The organism is Sandaracinus amylolyticus, assembly GCF_021631985.1.
Taxonomy (GTDB): domain Bacteria; phylum Myxococcota_A; class Polyangia; order Polyangiales; family Sandaracinaceae; genus Sandaracinus; species Sandaracinus amylolyticus_A.
The window spans coordinates 1,300,645-1,318,803 of record NZ_CP070225.1 but is presented as its reverse complement, the minus strand read 5'-3'; the positions used below and the strand labels follow the sequence as shown (position 1 = coordinate 1,318,803).

17 protein-coding genes are annotated in these 18,159 nt (G+C 71.6%); 11 read left to right on the top strand and 6 right to left on the bottom strand.

Going from position 1 to position 18,159, the window contains the following annotated elements:
- Positions 1-180: 180 nt before the first annotated feature.
- Positions 181-2,571 (bottom strand): caspase family protein, encoded by a 2,391-nt coding sequence (locus tag I5071_RS05420; protein ID WP_236604315.1) that lies wholly within the window; start codon positions 2,569-2,571, stop codon positions 181-183.
- 138 nt (positions 2,572-2,709) lie between these two features.
- Here I5071_RS05420 and I5071_RS05415 point away from each other — a divergent pair, with 138 nt between their 5' ends.
- Positions 2,710-4,605 (top strand): peptide MFS transporter, encoded by a 1,896-nt coding sequence (locus tag I5071_RS05415; RefSeq protein WP_236604314.1) that lies wholly within the window; start codon positions 2,710-2,712, stop codon positions 4,603-4,605.
- Between the two features lie 59 nt (positions 4,606-4,664).
- Here the strand turns inward: I5071_RS05415 and I5071_RS05410 are convergent, their stop codons facing one another.
- Genes I5071_RS05410 through I5071_RS05400 form a run of 3 tightly spaced genes read right to left on the bottom strand, consistent with a single transcriptional unit; the run spans position 4,665 to position 7,427 of the window.
- On the bottom strand, positions 4,665-5,243 hold the full coding sequence (locus I5071_RS05410) for a Uma2 family endonuclease (protein WP_236604313.1): 579 nt from the start codon (positions 5,241-5,243) through the stop codon (positions 4,665-4,667).
- A gap of 22 nt (positions 5,244-5,265) precedes the next feature.
- Positions 5,266-5,886 carry a hypothetical protein gene (locus I5071_RS05405; RefSeq protein ID WP_236604312.1) on the bottom strand — a complete coding sequence of 207 codons (621 nt, stop codon included), beginning with the start codon at positions 5,884-5,886 and terminating at the stop codon, positions 5,266-5,268.
- Entirely contained in the window at positions 5,883-7,427 is a 1,545-nt protein-coding gene (locus tag I5071_RS05400; protein WP_236604311.1) for a 3,4-dehydroadipyl-CoA semialdehyde dehydrogenase, read from the bottom strand. Before I5071_RS05400 ends, I5071_RS05405 begins: the two co-directional genes overlap by 4 nt.
- A 99-nt stretch (positions 7,428-7,526) precedes the next feature.
- On the opposite strand from I5071_RS05400, the gene I5071_RS05395 reads away from it, so the two are divergent.
- Genes I5071_RS05395 through I5071_RS05385 form a run of 3 tightly spaced genes read left to right on the top strand, consistent with a single transcriptional unit; the run spans position 7,527 to position 9,651 of the window.
- The gene (locus tag I5071_RS05395) at positions 7,527-8,213 is read left to right on the top strand and encodes a 5-oxoprolinase subunit PxpA (protein ID WP_236604310.1); all 687 of its coding nucleotides are present in this window, start codon (positions 7,527-7,529) and stop codon (positions 8,211-8,213) included.
- Positions 8,210-8,803, top strand: a complete 594-nt coding sequence (locus tag I5071_RS05390) for a 5-oxoprolinase subunit B family protein (RefSeq protein WP_236604309.1) — start codon at positions 8,210-8,212, stop codon at positions 8,801-8,803. Before I5071_RS05395 ends, I5071_RS05390 begins: the two co-directional genes overlap by 4 nt.
- Positions 8,800-9,651 (top strand): biotin-dependent carboxyltransferase family protein, encoded by an 852-nt coding sequence (locus I5071_RS05385; RefSeq protein ID WP_236604308.1) that lies wholly within the window; start codon positions 8,800-8,802, stop codon positions 9,649-9,651. Before I5071_RS05390 ends, I5071_RS05385 begins: the two co-directional genes overlap by 4 nt.
- On the opposite strand, the gene I5071_RS05380 is transcribed toward I5071_RS05385, so the two are convergent.
- On the bottom strand, positions 9,630-10,445 hold the full coding sequence (locus I5071_RS05380; protein WP_236604307.1) for a Dyp-type peroxidase: 816 nt from the start codon (positions 10,443-10,445) through the stop codon (positions 9,630-9,632). The two genes, I5071_RS05385 and I5071_RS05380, sit on opposite strands and share 22 nt — an antisense overlap.
- A gap of 113 nt (positions 10,446-10,558) precedes the next feature.
- On the opposite strand from I5071_RS05380, the gene I5071_RS05375 reads away from it, so the two are divergent.
- The 6 genes from I5071_RS05375 to greB are packed head-to-tail and all read left to right on the top strand — an operon-like array spanning position 10,559 to position 14,999.
- Positions 10,559-10,894 (top strand): hypothetical protein, encoded by a 336-nt coding sequence (locus I5071_RS05375; RefSeq protein WP_236604306.1) that lies wholly within the window; start codon positions 10,559-10,561, stop codon positions 10,892-10,894.
- Positions 10,895-10,896: 2 nt separating this feature from the next.
- Entirely contained in the window at positions 10,897-12,210 is a 1,314-nt protein-coding gene (locus I5071_RS05370; RefSeq protein ID WP_236604305.1) for a sensor histidine kinase, read from the top strand.
- Positions 12,207-12,938, top strand: coding sequence for a hypothetical protein (locus I5071_RS05365; RefSeq protein WP_236604304.1), 732 nt, complete (start codon positions 12,207-12,209; stop codon positions 12,936-12,938). The genes I5071_RS05370 and I5071_RS05365 overlap by 4 nt, the downstream gene beginning before the upstream one ends.
- Positions 12,935-13,807 carry an SAM-dependent methyltransferase gene (locus I5071_RS05360; protein WP_236604303.1) on the top strand — a complete coding sequence of 291 codons (873 nt, stop codon included), beginning with the start codon at positions 12,935-12,937 and terminating at the stop codon, positions 13,805-13,807. The genes I5071_RS05365 and I5071_RS05360 overlap by 4 nt, the downstream gene beginning before the upstream one ends.
- 37 nt (positions 13,808-13,844) lie before the next feature.
- Positions 13,845-14,480, top strand: a complete 636-nt coding sequence (locus I5071_RS05355) for a response regulator (RefSeq protein ID WP_236604302.1) — start codon at positions 13,845-13,847, stop codon at positions 14,478-14,480.
- Positions 14,481-14,489: 9 nt separating this feature from the next.
- Positions 14,490-14,999 carry a transcription elongation factor GreB gene (greB, locus tag I5071_RS05350; protein WP_268921213.1) on the top strand — a complete coding sequence of 170 codons (510 nt, stop codon included), beginning with the start codon at positions 14,490-14,492 and terminating at the stop codon, positions 14,997-14,999.
- A 9-nt stretch (positions 15,000-15,008) separates the two neighbouring features.
- Here greB and I5071_RS05345 read toward each other — a convergent pair whose 3' ends face one another.
- Positions 15,009-15,323, bottom strand: coding sequence for a hypothetical protein (locus I5071_RS05345; protein WP_236604301.1), 315 nt, complete (start codon positions 15,321-15,323; stop codon positions 15,009-15,011).
- 102 nt (positions 15,324-15,425) lie between these two features.
- Between I5071_RS05345 and I5071_RS05340 the strand changes: the two genes are divergently transcribed.
- Positions 15,426-18,131, top strand: a complete 2,706-nt coding sequence (locus I5071_RS05340; protein WP_236604300.1) for a hypothetical protein — start codon at positions 15,426-15,428, stop codon at positions 18,129-18,131.
- Positions 18,132-18,159: the final 28 nt, after the last annotated feature.

The window sequence follows — 18,159 nt, the reverse complement described above, 5'->3', positions numbered from 1 at the left end:
AGATCCTCGGACAATTCGGCACGTTTTCACGAACGGTCGGATCCGACCGTTCGAGCGGTGCCCCTCGACCGCTCGAACGGCGTGCCCCGACCACCCGAGCGCCGCGCGCGACTGCTCGATCGCGGCGCGCGACCGTCGTGACGTGACGTGTCGCTCGCTCGTGTGGTCGCGACGACCGCGTCAGCGGTTGTTGCGCCAGAGCTCCTGGGTCGCGCGCACTGCGCCGCGATCGACGACGAGCTGCTGGTAGCCCATGCCCATCCGCACGTCGCTCGCGTGTCGGCCGTACTGCTGCCACACGTAGTGCGTCAGCTCGCCGACCGTCATCACCCGGTCGCGCGGATCGTGATCCGCTTCGCCCTGGATGCCGAGCCGCAGGAAGTGCGAGAGGTATCCGCCCGCCTGGAACTGCGAGGCGACCGCGCTCGTCACGTCCTCCTCCGACGAGAAGAGACCGACCACGCCGGGGCGCGTGATGACGTCCTTCGCGAACCCGCCCGCGAAGCACGCGTCGATCGCGACGAGCGCGGTGCGCGCGCGCACTCCGTCCATCAAGCGGCCGAGCTCGTCGTCCAAGAGCGGCCCGTCGTGCACGAAGAGGTACTCGTCGATCGCGTCGAGCTCGCGCGAGTCGCCGCTGCGCGACTCGTTCTGTCCGCCGTGGCCCGAGTAGAAGAACACGAACGTGTCGTCGGGCCGGATCTGCGCGGTGATGCGCTGCATCGCGTCGCGGATCGCGGCGGTGGTCGCGCGGCCGTCGGTGAGGAGGAACTCGCGATCGGGCGCGGTGAGGCCCTGGTTGCGCAGCGCCTCCGCGATCTTCACCGCGTCGTTCGCGCACTCCGGCAGATCGTTCGCGCCGCCGGGGTAGTCGCTGATGCCGACGCTGAGCACCCAGACGCGCGATCCCGATCCGACGCCGGGCGCCGCGGGCGGCGTGCCGGGGCCGGGCTGCGGCGTCGTCGTGGTGCCCGCGGAGGTCGTGAGCACGTACGCGCCGGTCTCGCCGGGGCGGTAGCTCGTGACGATCACCTGGTACTCGCCGGCCTCGGCCGCGGGGATGTCGATGCCGCTGTTCAGCACGCCGGGCGAGACGTCGTCGTTGTCCTGCTGGCGTCCGCTCGGCGAGCGCACGATGAGGTACGTGTCGAACGCGCTCGACTCGACGCGGATGCTCACCGGCTGGCCCGCCGTGAACGTCATGCGGTGCGTGTCGGCGAATTCGCCGCTCGAGAGCGTCGCATCACCGGCGGCGAGCGCGCCGCGGATCGGCTGGCCCGCGGGTGCGCTCGGCTGCGACGTGACGGTCGGCGGCGGTGCGCTCGGCGGGGTCGCAGTGCCGCCTCCGCGCACGACGAGCTCGTAGCGACCGGTCTCGCCGGGGCGATAGCTCGTGACCAGCACGCGGTGCTCACCGGGCTCCTGCACCACGAAGTCCATCGCCGCGTTCAGCACGCCCGGCGACTGATCGTCGTTGTCGCGCTGCTGCCCGCCGGGCGTGTGGAGGATGAGGTACGTGTCGAACGCGCTGGAGCGCGCCTCGAGGTGCACTCCGGTGCCCACCGGCCACGTGAAGCGGTGCTCGCCTACGAGCTCGCCGCTCACCAGCGTGCGATCGCCCGTCGCGAGCTCGCCCGCGATCACCTGCTCGGCCGCCGCGGTCGTGCCCGCGCTCGCGGCGTCGCGCGCGCTCAGCACCTTGAGCTCGTACGCGCCGGTCATGCCCGCGCGGAACGTCGTCGCGAACACGCGGTACTGCCCGGGCGCGGCCTGGGGGATCGACACCGACGCGTCGCGCGTGCCGCCGCTGTCGTCGTTCTCCCACTCGCGATCGCCGGGACCGCGCACCACCAGGTACGCGTCGAGCGTCGTCGACTGCATCTGGATCGTGAGGTCCGTCGCTGCGCTCACGTCGAGCACGTAGACGTCGGCGAGCTCGCCACTGTCGAGCGTGGTGTCGCCCGCGGCGAGCGTCCCGCTCGCGCGATCCCCGACGCGCAGCGGCATCGGCGTCCGGGCCGCGGTCTGGGGCGGGCGCGCGAGCGACGAGAGCACGCCCGCGAGCACGTGATGACGGCGCGTGGGCTCGGCCGCCGCGACCGCCGGTGCGGCCGGCGTGCTCGGCACGCGAACGCGCGCGACGTGCACGTGATAGGCGCCCTGCGCGCTCGGCGCGAAGCTCGTCACCTGCACCTTGAGCGCGCCGGCCTCGGTCGCGACGAGCTCGATCTCGGAGCGCGTGCGGTCGCCGCGCAGATCGTCGTTCGTCAGCGGCGCGCCGCGCGGCGGCGTCACCTCGAGGACGGGATCGAACGCGCTCGAGGTGAGCGTGACGCGCACGTGCTCGCCGGGTGCGACCGGGACGTCGAAGCGATCGACGAACGAGATGGTGCCGCGCGTGTCGGTGGGCTCGAGCGCGCCGTCACGGTCGAGCAGGACGTCGCCGGTGGGCGCGGTCGCGACGGGCGGCGTCGGCGGCGGTGGCGGGCTCCCCGCGTCGCCTCGGCTGCCACACGCGACGACCAAGAACACCGACGCGAGGGCCGAGGCGCGCCCGACGAGGCTGTGCATGCCGCATCCTACGCGCGCGCCAGCGTTTTTATCCATCGACGCCGGCGACGACCCTGCCCGTTCGGTTGATCACAGCGAGGCTTGTGAAACCTCGGACGCCGCGATACTTCCGGCACTTCTCCCGGAGGATCCATGAGCGTGCAGGCAACCGGAGCGGAGGCGATCGAGACGCCGATCACCCCGTTCGAGAAGCGAGTCGGCCATCACCCCGCGCTGTTCGTCCTGTTCTTCGCGGAGATGTGGGAGCGCTTCTCGTACTACGGCATGCGCGCGCTGCTCGTGCTGTACATGTTGTCGGGCTTCCTCCGGTACGACGACAACCGCGCGTTCGGCGTCTACGGCGCGTACACCGCGCTCGTCTACATGACGCCGTTCGTCGGCGGCATCGTCGCCGACAAGCTGATCGGCCAGCGCGCCGCGGTGATCATCGGCGGCTCGCTGATGGCGCTCGGTCACCTCGTGATGGCCGTCGAGGATCAGTACGCGTTCTTCTGCGCGCTCGCGCTGCTGATCGTCGGCAACGGCTTCTTCAAGCCGAACATCGGCACGATCCTCGGCTCGCTCTACTCGGTGCCGCGCCTCGACCCCAACCGCGACGGCGCGTTCACGATCTTCTACATGGGCGTGAACCTCGGTGCCGCGATGGCGCCGCTGCTCTGCGGCTACATCGGGCAGACCTACGGCTGGCACTACGGGTTCGGCCTCGCGACGATCGGCATGATGGTGGGCCTCGCGATCTTCGTCGCGCCGACCATCGTGACGCAGGTGATGATCGGCCTCGGCGCGCTCGGGTCGGCGGGCGCGCTGCTCTTCGTCGGATCGCAGCAGTCGATCTGGATCCTCGGCCCGAACGTGTTCGTCGCGATCGCGCTGCTCGTCGCGATGGGCCTCGCGCTCTGGGCGCTCGCGAACGGCGCGCTGCCGAAGCACGTGGGCCAGCCGCGCTCGAAGGTCGCGTACGGCCGCAACGTCGCGATGGTGCTCGGCGTGATCGCGCTGGTGGTGCCGGTGTTCGCGTGGCTCACGTCGAACCCGTCGATCGCGGGGTACGTGCTCTCGGTCGTCGGCGTGATCGCGCTCGGATACGTCCTCTTCGAGGCGTTCCGCGTGACGAAGATCGAGCGCGAGCGTCTCTTCGTCATCCTGATCATGTGCGTGTTCTCGATGCTCTTCTGGGCCTTCTTCGAGCAGGCCGGGAGCTCGATCAACCTCTTCACCGACCGCAACATCGATCGCGTCAGCGAGGAGCGCGTCGTCACGCAGGAGGACGTCGGGCGCCCGATGGAGCTCGTGCTCACGCAGGAGCAGGTCGGGTACCCGCAGGACGGCCGCGTGTTCACGCTCGATCAGCTCGCGGCGGCGCGTCAGGCGGCGCAGGAGCGCGACGAGACCGAGGTGCGCGCGACGTGGACGATGACCGACGAGCACGTCGGGATGGGCGTGAACGGCGGTGAGGTGCCGGCCTCGGTGTTCCAGGCGGCGAACCCGATCTTCATCCTGATCTTCGGCCTCGTGTTCACCGCGCTCTGGGGCTTCCTCGCGAAGCGGCACATCGAGCCCTCGACGCCCGCGAAGTTCGTGCTCGGTCTGGTGCAGCTCGGCGCGGGCTTCGCGGTGCTGTGGTTCGGCACGCAGAGCGCGGACGGGCGCGGGATGGTCGGCATGACGTGGCTCGTGCTCGCGTACCTGCTGCACACGACGGGCGAGCTGTGCCTGTCGCCGGTCGGGCTCTCGATGGTCAGCAAGATGGCGCCGCAGCGCATGGTCGCGACGATGATGGGCGCGTGGTACCTCGCGACCGCGTTCTCGCAGTACCTCGCGGGCCTGATCGCGATGCTCACGGGCGTGAGCCACGAGGAGGGCGCGGAGGGCGCGCAGGTGATCCCGCCGCCGAGCGAGACGCTGCACGTCTACGGCGACGTGTTCGTGAAGATCGCGATCGCGTCGTTCGTCGCGGCGGCGATCCTCGCGGCGCTGACGCCGCTCGTGAAGAAGTGGATGCACGAGCACGAGCCGGTGCCCGAGAAGCGCTGAGAGCGAAGAGGACGAAGAGCCCACGGCGCATGCATGCGCCGTGGGCTCTTTTCGTTTCGTCACCCGAGCAGATCGACCTTCGCGTAGACGTCGTCCCACGCGAGCGCGACATCGATGCTCGCGAGCTCGATGCGCGGCGCGCTCGTCGGATCGAGCGGTGACGAGATCCACTGACCGCCGTCGATGCGCCGATGCGTCTCGACGCGACGCTCCTCCGGCACGACGAGCAGGACCTCCTTCACGGAGTCGAGCCGTCGATAGTGCGCGAGCTTCGCGCCGCGATCGTGCGTCTCCGTCCCGCTGCTGAGCACCTCGACGATCAGCGTCGGGTTCACGAGCGTGTTCGCGTCCTTCTCGTGGAAGCGCGCAGGCCCGCACACGACGGTCACGTCGGGGTACGTGTACATGCCGGTCGAGCGCACCGCGACGCGCTGGTCGCTGGAGAGCACGATGCACGGCCGATCCCGCAGCGCATTGCTCAGCGCTGCCGCGACGTTCACGGAGACCAGCGCGTGGCGGGGAGTGCCTCCCGCCATCGCGTAGATCTCGCCGTCGATGAGCTCGTGCTTCTGCTCGCTCGCGCGCTCGATCGCGAGGTACTCGTCCTCGGTGAAACGCGTCTTGCGAGCAGGCTCCATGCTCGCGATCGTAGCACTGCGCTCAGCGCCGCGAGATCACCAGGTACATCGCGAACATCACGACGATCAGCACGAGCCAGATCAGAAAGACGGGCTTCGCCATGCCGAAGCGGCGGTGCTTCGCGGGCGGGACCTTCTCGTTCGCGATCGCGAGCACGGTCTCGTAGTCACGTCCTGCGAACGCGCGGCACGGCACGACGTGCACGAAGTTGGGCAGGCAGAAGAACGCGGAGGCATCGCGCACGATCACCTCGCGCACGCTCGGCCAGACGATGTTCGCGCCTTCGCCTCGTGCGTCGCGCACCCGATAGCCGTGCTCGTCGATCTCGATGGTGATCGCGCGCTGCGCCTCGCTCATGCGCGCGATCTGCCGGCGCGGCGTGAGCCTTCGCAGGAGCTCCGCGAGCATCATGAGCGCGCCGAAGATCAGCGCGAAGAACGTCGGTCCGTCGAGCGCGCCGAACGCGACACGCCCCACGCCGACGAGGAGCGCGAACCCTCCGTACCACGTCGTGTACGCGAGCCGTCCCATCTGCGGGTGCGCGCGGTACGCGGCCTCGAGGTCGGCGAGCTCCAACGTGTAGTGCCCGACGAGCGCTGGGCGCTCGCGGAGATCGGTGATCTCCTGCGGCGCGGTGGTCATTCGGCCTTGGCCTGCTCGAACAGCTTGTCGATCAGCGCGCGATCCGCCTGGATCGAGGTGCGCTGCATGTAGAAGCGCAGCCCGCGCTCGCCGCCGAGCTCCTCGCCGCCGCCGGCGCGACCGGGGCCGCCGTGCACGCACGACGGCAGCACCATGCCCGGCGCGATCGACTGATCCGCGACCTTGCTCGACGCGATCACGACACGGCCGTGCCACGGCGCGATGCCGAGCACGAGCTCGCGCAGGAGCGCGCGATCGTCGCCGTACACGCTCGCGACCAGACCACCCTCGCCCATCGCGACGAGCTTCACGCACTCCGCGATCTGCGCGTACGGCATGAGCGTCGCGCTCGGGCCGAACACCTCGTGCGCGTGCACCGCGGTCGCGCTCGCGGGCGCATCCGCGCGCAGCAGCGTCGGCGCGACGAAGTAGCCCTTCGGCTCGCTCACCTCGCGCGTGTGCACCACGCGCGCGCCCGACGCGACGAGCTTCGCGATGCCGCTCCGGAAGTCCTCGTGCTGCTGCTTCGTCGCGAGCGGACCCATGCGCACGTCGTCGCGCGCGGGGTCGCCGACCTTGATCGCGCCGAGCTGCTCCGCGAGATCCTCCTGCACCCGATCGATCACCGCGGCGGGCACGAAGATGCGGCGCGTCGCGGTGCACTTCTGCCCCGTCTTCTGCGTCATCTCGCGCACCACGTCGCGGAGGAACGTCGCGTACACGTCGCTGCCGGGCTCGACGTCGGGCGCGAGCACCGCGCTGTTCAGGCTGTCGGCCTCGATGTTCACGCGCACCGAGCGCTCCACCGGGCCCTTGCCGCCGCGCAGCTTCGCGCCGGTGTCGGCCGAGCCGGTGAACGCGAGCACGTCCTGGGGGCCGAGCTTGTCGAGCAGATCCCCGGTGCTGCCGGCGACGAATTGGAACGCGCCGGGCGGGAGCACGTTCGCGTCGACGATCGCCTCGGCGACGCGCATCGCGAGCAGCGCGGTCGACGTCGCGGGCTTGCTGATCACCGGCACGCCTGCGAGCAGCGCGACCGCGAGCTTCTCGCCGAGGCCCCACGCCGGGAAGTTGAACGCGTTCACGTGCACCGCGACGCCCTCGCGCGCCGTCCACACGTGCGCGCCGAAGAAACGCGCGCTCTTCGTGAGCTGCTCGGCGGGCTCGAGAATCGTCGTGGTCTCGCCGAGCTTCTTGCCGAGGCCCGCGTAGTAGGCGAGCGTGCCGATCGCGCCGTCGACGTCGAACTTCGCGTCCGAGCGCGTGGTGCCGCAGCTCGCAATCGACTCGTCGAGCAGCGCGTCGCGACGTGCGTGCAGCGCCTTCGAGATCGCGTCGAGCCACGCGCCACGCTGCGCGAAGGTCGCGGCGCGCAGCGCCGGACCGCCCTTGGTGCGCGCGAACTCGAGCGCGGCGCCGAGATCGAGGCCCTGCGTGCTCGCCTCCGCGATCGGCTCCTCGGTCGTGGGGTTCACGAGCGCGGTGCCGCGCCCGGTGCCCGCGACCCACTCGCCGCGCAGATAGCTCTTCAGCGTGATCATCTCGTCCTCCGCCGCCTGATCGGGGCCGTGGAGCCTGCCGCCCGCGACGGAGCGACGGCCATGCAAAAACTCACGTGCGAAGCGCGTAGAATGCCGGCGATGCGCCCGCTGCTGAACGTCGACGCCGGTGAGATGGAGAGCGAGCCCGAGGCGCTCTGGGCGCTCGCGCACGCGCTCAACGTCGCATGCGGCGGGCACGCGGGCGATGCGCGCTCGATGGAGCGCGTGCTCCGCGCGTGCCGCGAGCACCACGTGCGGGCGGGCGCGCATCCCGCGTATCCCGATCGCGAGGGATTCGGGCGGCGTCGCGTCGCGCTCGCGATCGAGGCGCTCGAGACCTCGATCGCGGCGCAGTGCCGCGCGCTGCGGATGGTCGCGGAGCGCGTCGGCATCGCGATCGAGCACGCGAAGCTGCACGGCGCGCTCTACCACGACGCGGCGAACGATCCGTCGATCGCCGAGGCGTGCGTGCGCGCGATCCGCGGCGAGCTCGGCCCGGTCGCGATCCTCGGTCCGAAGGACAGCGCGCTCGAGCGCGCGGCGCGCGCGGCGGGATGCCGGTACGAGCGCGAGGGGTTCGCCGATCGCGGCACTCGCCCCGACGGATCGCTGATCCCGCGTGGACAGCCGGGCGCGCTGATCGAGGACCCCGCGCGCGCCGCGGCGCAAGCGCGCGTGCTCGCGACCTCGGGCGAGGTCGACACGATCTGCGTGCACGGCGACACCCCGGGCGCGCTCGCGATCGCACGTGCGGTGCGCGAGACCCTCGACGCGCTCGCGACGTGAGCTTCGTGATCGAGCCCTTCGGCGAGAGCGCGCTGCGCATCGAGGTGCCGGCGACGAGCGATCGACGCGCGCTGCTCGATGCGCTCGTCACGATCCCCGGCGTGCTCGATGCGCACGCGAGCGAGTCGCACGTGTGCGTGCGCTTCGAGGGCACACCTCCGTCGCTCGACGATCTCGCGTCGCGGGTGGAGCGGGCCGCGCGTCGCGAGCCGCGCGAGCACGTGATCGAGGTGATCTACGACGGCGAGGATCTCGACGAGGTCGCCTCGCTCTCGGGGCTCGATCGCGACGAGGTGATCGCGCGCCACGCGCGCGCCGCGTACGACGTGAGCTTCGTCGGATTCCTGCCCGGTTTCGGATACTTGCGGGGGCTCGATCCCGCGCTCGCCGGGATCCCGCGATGCGCGTCGCCGCGTCCGCGCGTGCCCGCGGGCGCGGTCGCGATCGCAGGCGGTTTCACCGGCGTGTACCCGTGGAGCTCGCCCGGCGGCTGGCGCCTGCTCGGTCACGCCCCGCGCTTCGAGCCGCTCGAGGGCGATCACGTTCGTCTCGCGATCGGCGATCGCGTGCGCTTCGAGCGCGTCGGATGATCGAGCTCGAGCGCGTCGTGGGCCTCGCGTTCGTGCAGGACGGAGGACGACCGGGGCTGCTGCGCGAGGGCGTGCCGCGTGGAGGCGCGCTGATCCCGAGCGCGCTCGCAGCGGCGAATCGCGCGGTCGGCAATCCGGAGCACGCGGCGGGGATCGAGCGCTACGGCGCGATCACGATCGTCGCGCGCGGCGACGTGACCGTCGCGGACGACGACGCGCGCGTGTGGACGCTGCACGACGGAGAGCGCATCGAGCTCGCGTGGGACGGCGCGCGTCGCGCGCGCTTCGTCGCACTGCAGGGGGGCATCGACGTGCCGCGCGTGCTCGGTGGTCGAGGCACGCTCGTCGCGGCGCGCATCGGCGGGCTCGAGGGTCGTCCGCTGCGACGCGGCGACGTGCTCCGGACCGCGAGCGAGCCGATCACCACGGCGCACGCGCTCGCATGGACGCCGCACCAAGGCGCGATCCGTCTGGTCGCAGGGCCCGATCTCGACGTCTACGCGCCGAGCGCGATCGATGCGCTCACGTCACGCGCATGGCGGCTCTCGACGCGCAGCGATCGCACCGGAACGCGCCTCGAGGCCCCGGCGATCCCTTGGCGCGACGACGCTCCGGCTGCGCGCACCACGCCGATGATCGCGGGCGCGATCGAGCTCCCGCCGGGTGGTGAGCCCATCGTGCTGGGCGTCGATCATCCGACCACCGGTGGCTATCCCGTCGTCGCGCTGGTCGCGGGGGTCGACCTCGATCGGTTCCACGCGATCCCGCTGGGACGCGACGTGCGCTTCACCACGATCACGATCGACGAAGCGCGCGCGCTGCTGCGTCAGAGCGGCGGCACGACGTAGAGCCCGCCGCCGATCGCCTCGACGTAGTCGAGCATCGCGTCGGCGATCCCGTCTCGCGCACCGAGCATCGCGTCGAGCGCGTCCGCGAGGCGCTCGGGTGCGCGCGCGATCGCGAGGTACACGAGCCCCTCGTCGCCCGAAGCGCGATACGGGAACCCACGGCGCACGATCGCGCTCCCGGTCACGCGGCGGACGTGGGCGCGCTCCGGTGCGTCGGGGACCACGACGCCCTCGGTCGTGCGTCCGACGACGCGCTCGCGATCGCGCTCGCGACGCGCGAGGAAGCGCGCGCGGTCCTGCACGTACCGCTGGTGCAGCAGGAACGTCGCGCCCTCGAGCGGGCCCTCGGGGACCAATGCGGCACGCACGTCGTCGTGTGTCGGCACGCGCGGCTCGCGGAACCCGAACGGCTCGCGGCGATCGAGCGGCCAGCCTCCTTCGATCTCCTCGTCGCGATCCGCGATCGTCCCGAGCAGCGCGTCGGCGCGCCGCAGCGTCTCGATCACCACTTCGCGCTCGTCGCTCGCGATCTGCACGAGCACCGACCCGCGCGTCGACGGCATCGAGCGCCCGGCGTGCGCTCGCGGGAGCACACGCTCCACGGGCATCGCCTCCCGCTCGCGCGCATCGAGCAGCGATGGTGCGATCGCGACGAGCACCCCGCGATCGATCAACGACGTCGCGCGCATTCGCAGGAACGCCGGCGACACGCCCTCTCGCGCGCGCCACACGACGAGCGCCGCGTGCGCCCCGGGTCCGTGGAAGAGCGCGGGCTGGGGACGTGGATCGCGCACTCGATCCACGTGCCCTCCGCAGCAATCGGCCGGCAATCACCCCGCAGGGCGATACCACGCGACTACCGTCGTGATGTTCGATCACGTCTTCTCTGAAAGCCGGAGGGGCCCTCATGTCGTACGGAGATCCCGCGAATCCAGGCTCGCCCGCGAGCGGTGGAGCGCAGCTCGTCAACTATCCACTCACGCACTCGACGTTCGACTACCTGCGTCGACTGATGTCGCTCGGCGTGATGGAGGGCCCGCTCGGCAAGATGGCCGTCGCCGAGGCGCTGCGACCGGTGTTCGACGCGATGCACGTCGTGCTCGCGGGCGGCGAGGTGAAGATCGACGTGGTGCGCCGCGGTCACCCCGACACGATGCGCGAGCTGCAGGCGCGCTACGAGCAAGCCGCCGCCGACGCGAACGCGATCAACGCGAAGAGCGGCTGGTACGTGACGATCACCTGACCATGCTCCGTCGCCTCGACGAGTGGTCGAAACAGCTCGACCCCGAGCTGCTGCGCGCCGCGTTCTCACCGGGACAGGTCGCGGTCGTCGCGCTGTGGGTGCTCGGCCTGGTCGCGCTCGACGCGCTCTCGCCGGGCATGCATGCGTTCCTCGAGCTGCGCGGCGGTGCGCTGCTCGCCGCGGTCGGCCCGGTGCTGCTGCTCCTGCTCGCGCTCTCGTTCGCGTGGGTGCGTGGCTCGCTCGCCGGACGTGCGGCGCCGATCGGCCTGCTCGTCGGCACGTGGTGCGTGGGCTTCGTCGCCGCCGCGCTCGTCGTGTTCGCCTCGGATCGCGCTGCGCCGGTGTTCGGCGCGATGGTCGTGACCACCGCGATGGCGCACGGATACCAGGCGCGCTCGACGCTGCGGCATCCGTTCATCGCGATCGCCGACACCTTCGCGTTCGCGCTCGCGGCGACGCTCGCGACCAGCAAGACGCAGCTCCTGGTGCTCTCGATCACCGGCCCCGCGGGCGTGCTCAGCGGGATGATGATCGGGTGGGCCACGGTGCGCAGCGATCGGCTGCGCGCCGAGCGCGAGCGACTGCGCCAAGCGCTCGAGGCGCAGCTCGCGCGCGAGCGTGCGCGACGTGCCGACGAGGTCCGCGGCATCCTCGTCGACGCCCACGCGCGCGCCCACGACGTGCGCAACGCGCTGATGGGCGCGCTCTCCGCGCTCGAGAGCGCGGCAGAGGGCTATCGCGTGTCGGCCGACAGCGCGCGGGAGCTCGATCGTGCGCGCGGCGCGCTGCGCTCGGCGATCGACATCACGCGCCCCACGCTCACGTCGTCGCCGAGCCGCGAGCCGGTCGTGCTCCGGCCCGTGCTCGAGCGCGCGATCGATCTGGTGGGCGGGCGCTTCCGGCACGTCGATCTCGCGATCGTGGCGAACGGTCGCGAGCACGCGGTCGTCGAGGTCGAGGGTGGTGTGCCCTCGCTCGAGCGCATGCTCTCGAACGTCCTCGTCAACGCGTGCGAGGGCGACGGCACGAACAGCGCGGGGCGGGTGCGGGTGATCGTCGAGGAGCTCACCGATCCCGCGATGGCGATCGTGTGCGTCGAGGACGACGGCCCGGGCTTCGCGAAGGAGCACCTCGACGCGCCGATCACCGGGTTCAAGTCGACCAAGCCCGAGGGCACCGGGCTCGGGCTGTTCACCGTCGATCGGCTCGCGGGCGCGAGCGGCGGATGGATCGAGCGATCCAACGCGCGCACCGGTGGCGCGATCGTGCGCATCGTGCTGCCCCGCGCGACCACGCAGAACGGAGCGAGCGCATGAGCGAAGGCGCGGTGTATCGCGAGGCGCTCGCGTGGATCGTCGCGCTCGAGCTCGATCCGGCGACCGAGCGCGATCTCGTGTGGTGCCTCGACGCGGGGCGGACCGGGCCGCTCGCCTTCCTCTACGCGGCGTGCGTCGAGGCGGGCGTGGACGCGGCGCGCGCGCGAGCACGTGCGGCCGGCGCGTTCTTCTCGTTCGCCGCGGGCAACCTCGCCGACGATCTCGCGGACGGCGACTGCACGTACCTCGAGCCCGCGCCGCGCGTCGGGCCGTGCGCACAGTTCGCGCTGCAGAACGCGGCGTGGTCGATGTGGTCGGGCGCGGGCGACGTCGATCGCGACACGCTGCGCGCGATCGGTCGCGATCTGGTGCGCGCCGCGTCGATGCAGCACGTCGAGGTGCGCACCGAGCGCTTCGATCTCGCGACGACCCAGCGCATCGCCGAGGCGATGGGCGGGCTGCAGTACGCGGCCTACCTTCGCGCGGCGTGGGCCGGCACCGCGCTCGCGCCGCGCGCCGCCGAGATCGGTGCCGCGCTCGGGACCGCGGGCTTCGTCGCCGAGGACTTCCGCAGCGACGATGCGCGCGTGACCACGCTCGCGCCGGACGATCGACGCGCGCTCGCGCGATGGGCCGATGCAATCCTCGAGAGCGCACGCGCGCTCGAGCTGCCCTCGATCACCGGCGCATGCGCGCCGATCACCGAGCGCCTGAGGTCGATCGCGTGAGCGCGGCGGCGCGCAGCGCTCCACCTCCGAGACCGAGCGATCGTCCGCGCGCGCTGCGATCGACGCGACCGAGCGATCCCGTCGCCGCGTACTACCGCGACAAGACCGAGAGCATCCTGCGCAAGTACGGCCCCGGCCCGCGCGTGCACTTCCACACCGGGCTCGTCGATCACGAGATCCACGAGCACGATCCGGACGCGATCCGCGCGGCGATGACGCGCGCGCAGGAGCGCCTGCTCGAGCACGTCCGGGACCGGCTCGCGCCGAGCCCGGCGCGCATCCTCGACGTCGGCTGCGGGCTCGGAGGCGGCGCGATCTTCTTCGCGAACGAGGGGCACCGGGTCGTCGCGATCACGAACGAGCGCTCTCACGTCGGGCTCGCGCTGCGATTCGCGCGCGACGCGGGGCTCGCCGATCGCGTCCGCGTCGAGCACCGCGACGCGCACAGGCCGCCCGACGAGCGCTTCGACGCGGCGATCGCCATCGAGTCGTCCTGCTACTTCGATCGCGCGCGCTGGATGCGCGCGACGCGCGCGAGCCTGCGTCCCGGAGGCGTGCTGCACGTCGTCGACTGCTTCCTCGGCGACGAGTCGGAGCGCGCGTGGTTCGACGCGCGATGGCGCACGCGCATCGGACCCGAGCAGGAGTACACACGAGCGGCCGGGCGCGTCGGGCTCGAGCTCGTGCACGACGAAGATCTGGCACCCCGCGCGCGGCGCTTCTGGGATCTCAGCATCGCGTGGATCCGCGCGACCGCCGCCGATCGCGGCGAAGCGGAGCACCACGCGCGCGAGCACGCACATCTGCGCGATGCCCTCGAGCGCGGAGCGATCCGCTATCGCTGGCTCGTGTGGCGTCGAAAGGGGTGATGACGGCGCGCGCGCATCGTCTACTCTCGACGCGATCATGAAACGCGTGTTGGTGGTGGAGGACGATCCTCATGGGGCCGAGGCCGTCGCGCGAGTCGTGCGCCGACACGCCGAGGTCGTCATACACAGCACACGCGCGGACGCGCTCGCGGAGCTCGACCGCGTGGGCCGCGACGGTTGGATCGCGGTGATCATCGACGTCGGGCTCGCCGACGGATCGGGGCTCGAGCTGCTCGCGGACATCCGCGCGCGCTGGGACGATCTTCCAGCGCTCGTCGTCACCGGGCAGGACAGCCGCGCGCTCGCGAACCGCGCCCAGGCGCTGCGCGCGGAGTTCGCGTTCAAGCCGTTCGGCGCGGACAACGTGCTGCACTTCGTCGAGAGCGCGATCGCGCGCGATCCTGACGCGCGCGTCGCGCAGGTGATCGACGAGCTCGCGACCGCGTGGGGGCTCACGCCGCGCGAGCGCGAGATCGTGACCCTCGTCGTCGCGGGGCACTCGCGCGATGGGGTGATGGTGATCCTCGGGGTCACCGAGAACACGCTGAAGAGCCAGACGCGAAGCCTGCTGCACAAGGCGCGCGCGGCCTCGCTCGAGGCGGTCGCGCGGGCGGTGCTCGAGCGCGCGGTGGGCCTGCCGCTCGCGCCGGGCACGGTGCCCGAACGCCGCTAGGATCAGGTCGTGAACGCGTCGAGCGAAGACGACGACGAGAAGAAGCCCGCCGGTCCGGTCTACACGACGCCCGAGGGCTTCGCGCGGCTGAAGAGCGAGTACGAGCACCTCGGCGGGGTCGAGCGGCCGCGCGTCGTGCAGGGCGTGTCCGATGCCGCGGCGGAGGGCGATCGCTCGGAGAACGCCGAGTACATCTACGGCAAGAAGCGGCTGCGCGAGATCGATCGGCGCATGCGCTTCCTGCGCAAGATCCTCGAGGCCGCGATGGTCGTCGATCCCGCGGTCGATCGTGGCGACACCGTGTTCTTCGGCGCGACCGTGGTGCTCGAGGACGATGCGGGCGAGACGCTCACGTACCAGCTCGTCGGCGAGCACGAGACCGACGCGCAGCGCGGCCGCATCTCGTATCGCTCGCCGATCGGCGCGGCGCTTCTGCGCAAGAGCGTCGACGACGAGGTCGTGGTCGACACCCCGCGCGGCCGCCGCAAGCTCACGATCGTCGAAGTCATCTATCGCTGAGCACGCGTCTCAGCGGTCGAACACGACGCGTCGCGCGATCCACGCCGATGCCACGACGAGCTGCGCCCAGAGCACCACGCACACGGCGTCGAGCGCGACCATCGTGCCCCCGATCGCGAGGAGCGCGATCTCGCGGCCCCAGAGCACGAACACCGTCGCGTCCCCGAGCAGCCACGAGAAGAACCAGATCCACGCCACGCCCATCCACGCTGCGCGGGTCGCGCCGCGCGTTCGATCGCGCATCCGCCCGAGCACGATGGGGACGAGCGGCGCGACCATCGCCGGCACCAGCAACACGCAGATGGCCTGATCCCGTGGGCTCATCACGAGGAGCCTATCGCTTGCGCAACATCGCGGAAACATGCAGGCTCGACGCCGTCACGATCACCTGAGTCACCAGCGCCGTCCCGTTCGTGAGGTGAGCCCATGATGCTGTCGAGCGCGCGCGTCCTCCCACCGATCGTCTTGCTGGCGATCCTCGCCGCGTGCGGCGATGACGATGCGCCGGCGCGCGACGCCGGCGCGCCCGACGCGCGCGTCCCACGCGACGCGCAGATCGACGCACCGATCGAGATGCTCGATGCGGGCACCGACGGCGGACCGCTCGACGCAGGACCGCCCGGCTGCCTCACCGCCGAGCTCGAGAGCGACGAGACCGTCACCTCGCTCACCGACACGCTCGGCACCGCGCGCGTGACGATCGAAGATCGCGATGCGTGCCTGCGCACGTACTACCTCTCGTCGACCGCGGTGCGCCGCGACAACTCGCCCGCCGCGCCGCCGATCCCGAGCCCGCGCACGATCACCGAGCGCGAAGCCTCGCCCTCGGTGCGCACCGGCAACGACCTCTTCGACGCGCTGCACGCGCTCGCGATCGACGAGGCACGCGAGAACGCGGTCGACTCGATCCGCGACTACGCGTTCGACGACGGCGCCTCGGTGCCCTGCGGTGCCGAGGGCTGCTTCGAGACCGGGCGCATCTGGAACTACGTCTGGACCCGCGACACCGCGTACTCGGTCGATCTCGGGCTCGCGGCGATCGATCCGCTCCGCGCGCGCAACTCGTTGCTGTTCAAAGTATCGGATCGCCGCGCCGGTGGCCGCACCGAGATCGTGCAGGACACCGGCACCGGCGGCTCGTGGCCGATCTCGACCGATCGCGTCGCGTGGGCGCTCGGCGCCGAGGAGCTGCTCCGCTGGATCACGCCCGGCGATCACGACGCGTTCGCGGAGACCACGCTGCGCGCGCTGCGCGGCACCATCGAGCGCGATCGCGGCACGATCTTCGACCCCGAGGACGGGCTCTACCGCGGCGAGCAGTCGTTCCTCGACTGGCGCGAGCAGACCTATCCCGCATGGGTCAACGCGCCGGGCGCGCCCGCGCTCGCGCACATCGGCATGAGCAAGACGCTCTCGACGAACGTGCTGCACCTGCGCGCGATCGAGCTCGCGGCCGCGCTCGCCGAGGACGCCGGCGACACCACGAGCGCATCACGATGGCGCGGCTGGGCGAGCGATCTGCGCGCCGCGATCCACGCGCGCTTCTGGCTCGCCGACGAAGGGATGTTCTCGACCTACGTCACCACCGAGCTCGATCCCTCGCCGGTGCGTCGCTTCGATCTGCTCGGCGAGTCGCTCGCGATCCTCGGCGACGTCGCGACGAGCGACGAGGCGGATCGCATCCTCTCGAGCTATCCGCACCTCGGCCCGGGCGCCGCGCCGGTGGTGCACCCGCAGCAGCAGCTGACGCGCATCTATCACAACCGCGCGGAGTGGCCGTTCGTGACCGCGTACTGGCTGCGCGCCGCGCGTCACGCCGATCACGACGCGGCCGGTGATCGCGCGGTGCGCTCGCTGATGCGCGCTGCGGCGCTGAACCTCTCGAACATGGAGAACCTCGAGATCGCGACGGGCTCGCCGTTCGTCTCCGAGGGCGTCACGAGCGGCCCGGTCGTGAACTCGCAGCGCCAGCTGTGGTCGGTCGCGGGCTACCTCGCGATGGTCCACCACGTGATCTTCGGTCTCGAGGCCAGCGACGAAGGACTGCGCGTACGCCCATGGATCACGCGCGCGATGCGCGAGACGCTCTTCGACAGCGCGCGCACGCTCGTGCTGCGCAACGTCGTGTGGCGCGGTCACGTGCTCGACGTCGTGGTGCGACTGCCCGAGGAGCGCACCGTGGGCAACTACGCGATCGCGCGCGTTCTGCTCGACGGTGCTGCGATCGGCGAGCGCGCGATCACCGAGGACGAGCTCGGCGAGCGCGCACGGATCGAGGTGGAGCTGCGCGCGGCGGCGAGCGGCGGCGGCCACGAGATCACGACGCTCGACGACCCGTCGGACTGGCGCGCGATCTTCGGCCCGCGCACGCCGACGATCACCGGCCTGGCGCGCGAGGGCGATCGCGTGCGCGTGCAGTACGCGCTCGGCGGCGACGACACGAGCACGCTGCGCGTCGCGATCTATCGCGATGGCGTGCGCGTGGCCGACGAGCTCGCGGGCACGAGCACGTCGTACCTCGACGAGGCGACCGACGGCGCGACGACGACGCATTGCTGGGCCGTCGAGGCATGCTTCTCGTCGTCGGGCACGTGCTCGCAGCACTCGCCGCCGAGCTGCGACTGGGGCCTGGGCAACGAGCGCGTGCGCATCTTCGACGCGAGCACCTTCACCGTGACCGGCGGCTCGCCGATCACCCAGTACGGCCGCTTCCACCACCAGGGCTGGGGCGACGACGGGCACCGCATCGAGGTGTCCGGCTTCACGCCGACGGCGACCGGCGAGTACTTCCTCCAGACGCTCTACGGCAACGGCGGGCCCATCGACACCGGCATCACCGCCGCGGTGAAGCGCATCGTCGTCGAGGACGCGACCACCGGCGCGATGGTCGCCGAGGGCGTGCTCGTGATGCCGCACATGGGCGCGTGGGATCGCTGGGGCGAGAGCACGCTCGCGCGCGTCCGGCTCGAGGCGGGGCGCACCTATCGCTTCGTGATCAGCGCCGACGACGACACGGTGAACATGAGCGCGTTCCAGCACTTCGCGACGTACACCGCGAACGTCGGAGGGCGCGAGGGCCCGTTCGCGCGCGTGAACATCGCGGAGCTGCGCGTGCTCCGCGTCGGCCCCTGACGACGGAAACGAAGAAGGGCGCTACGGA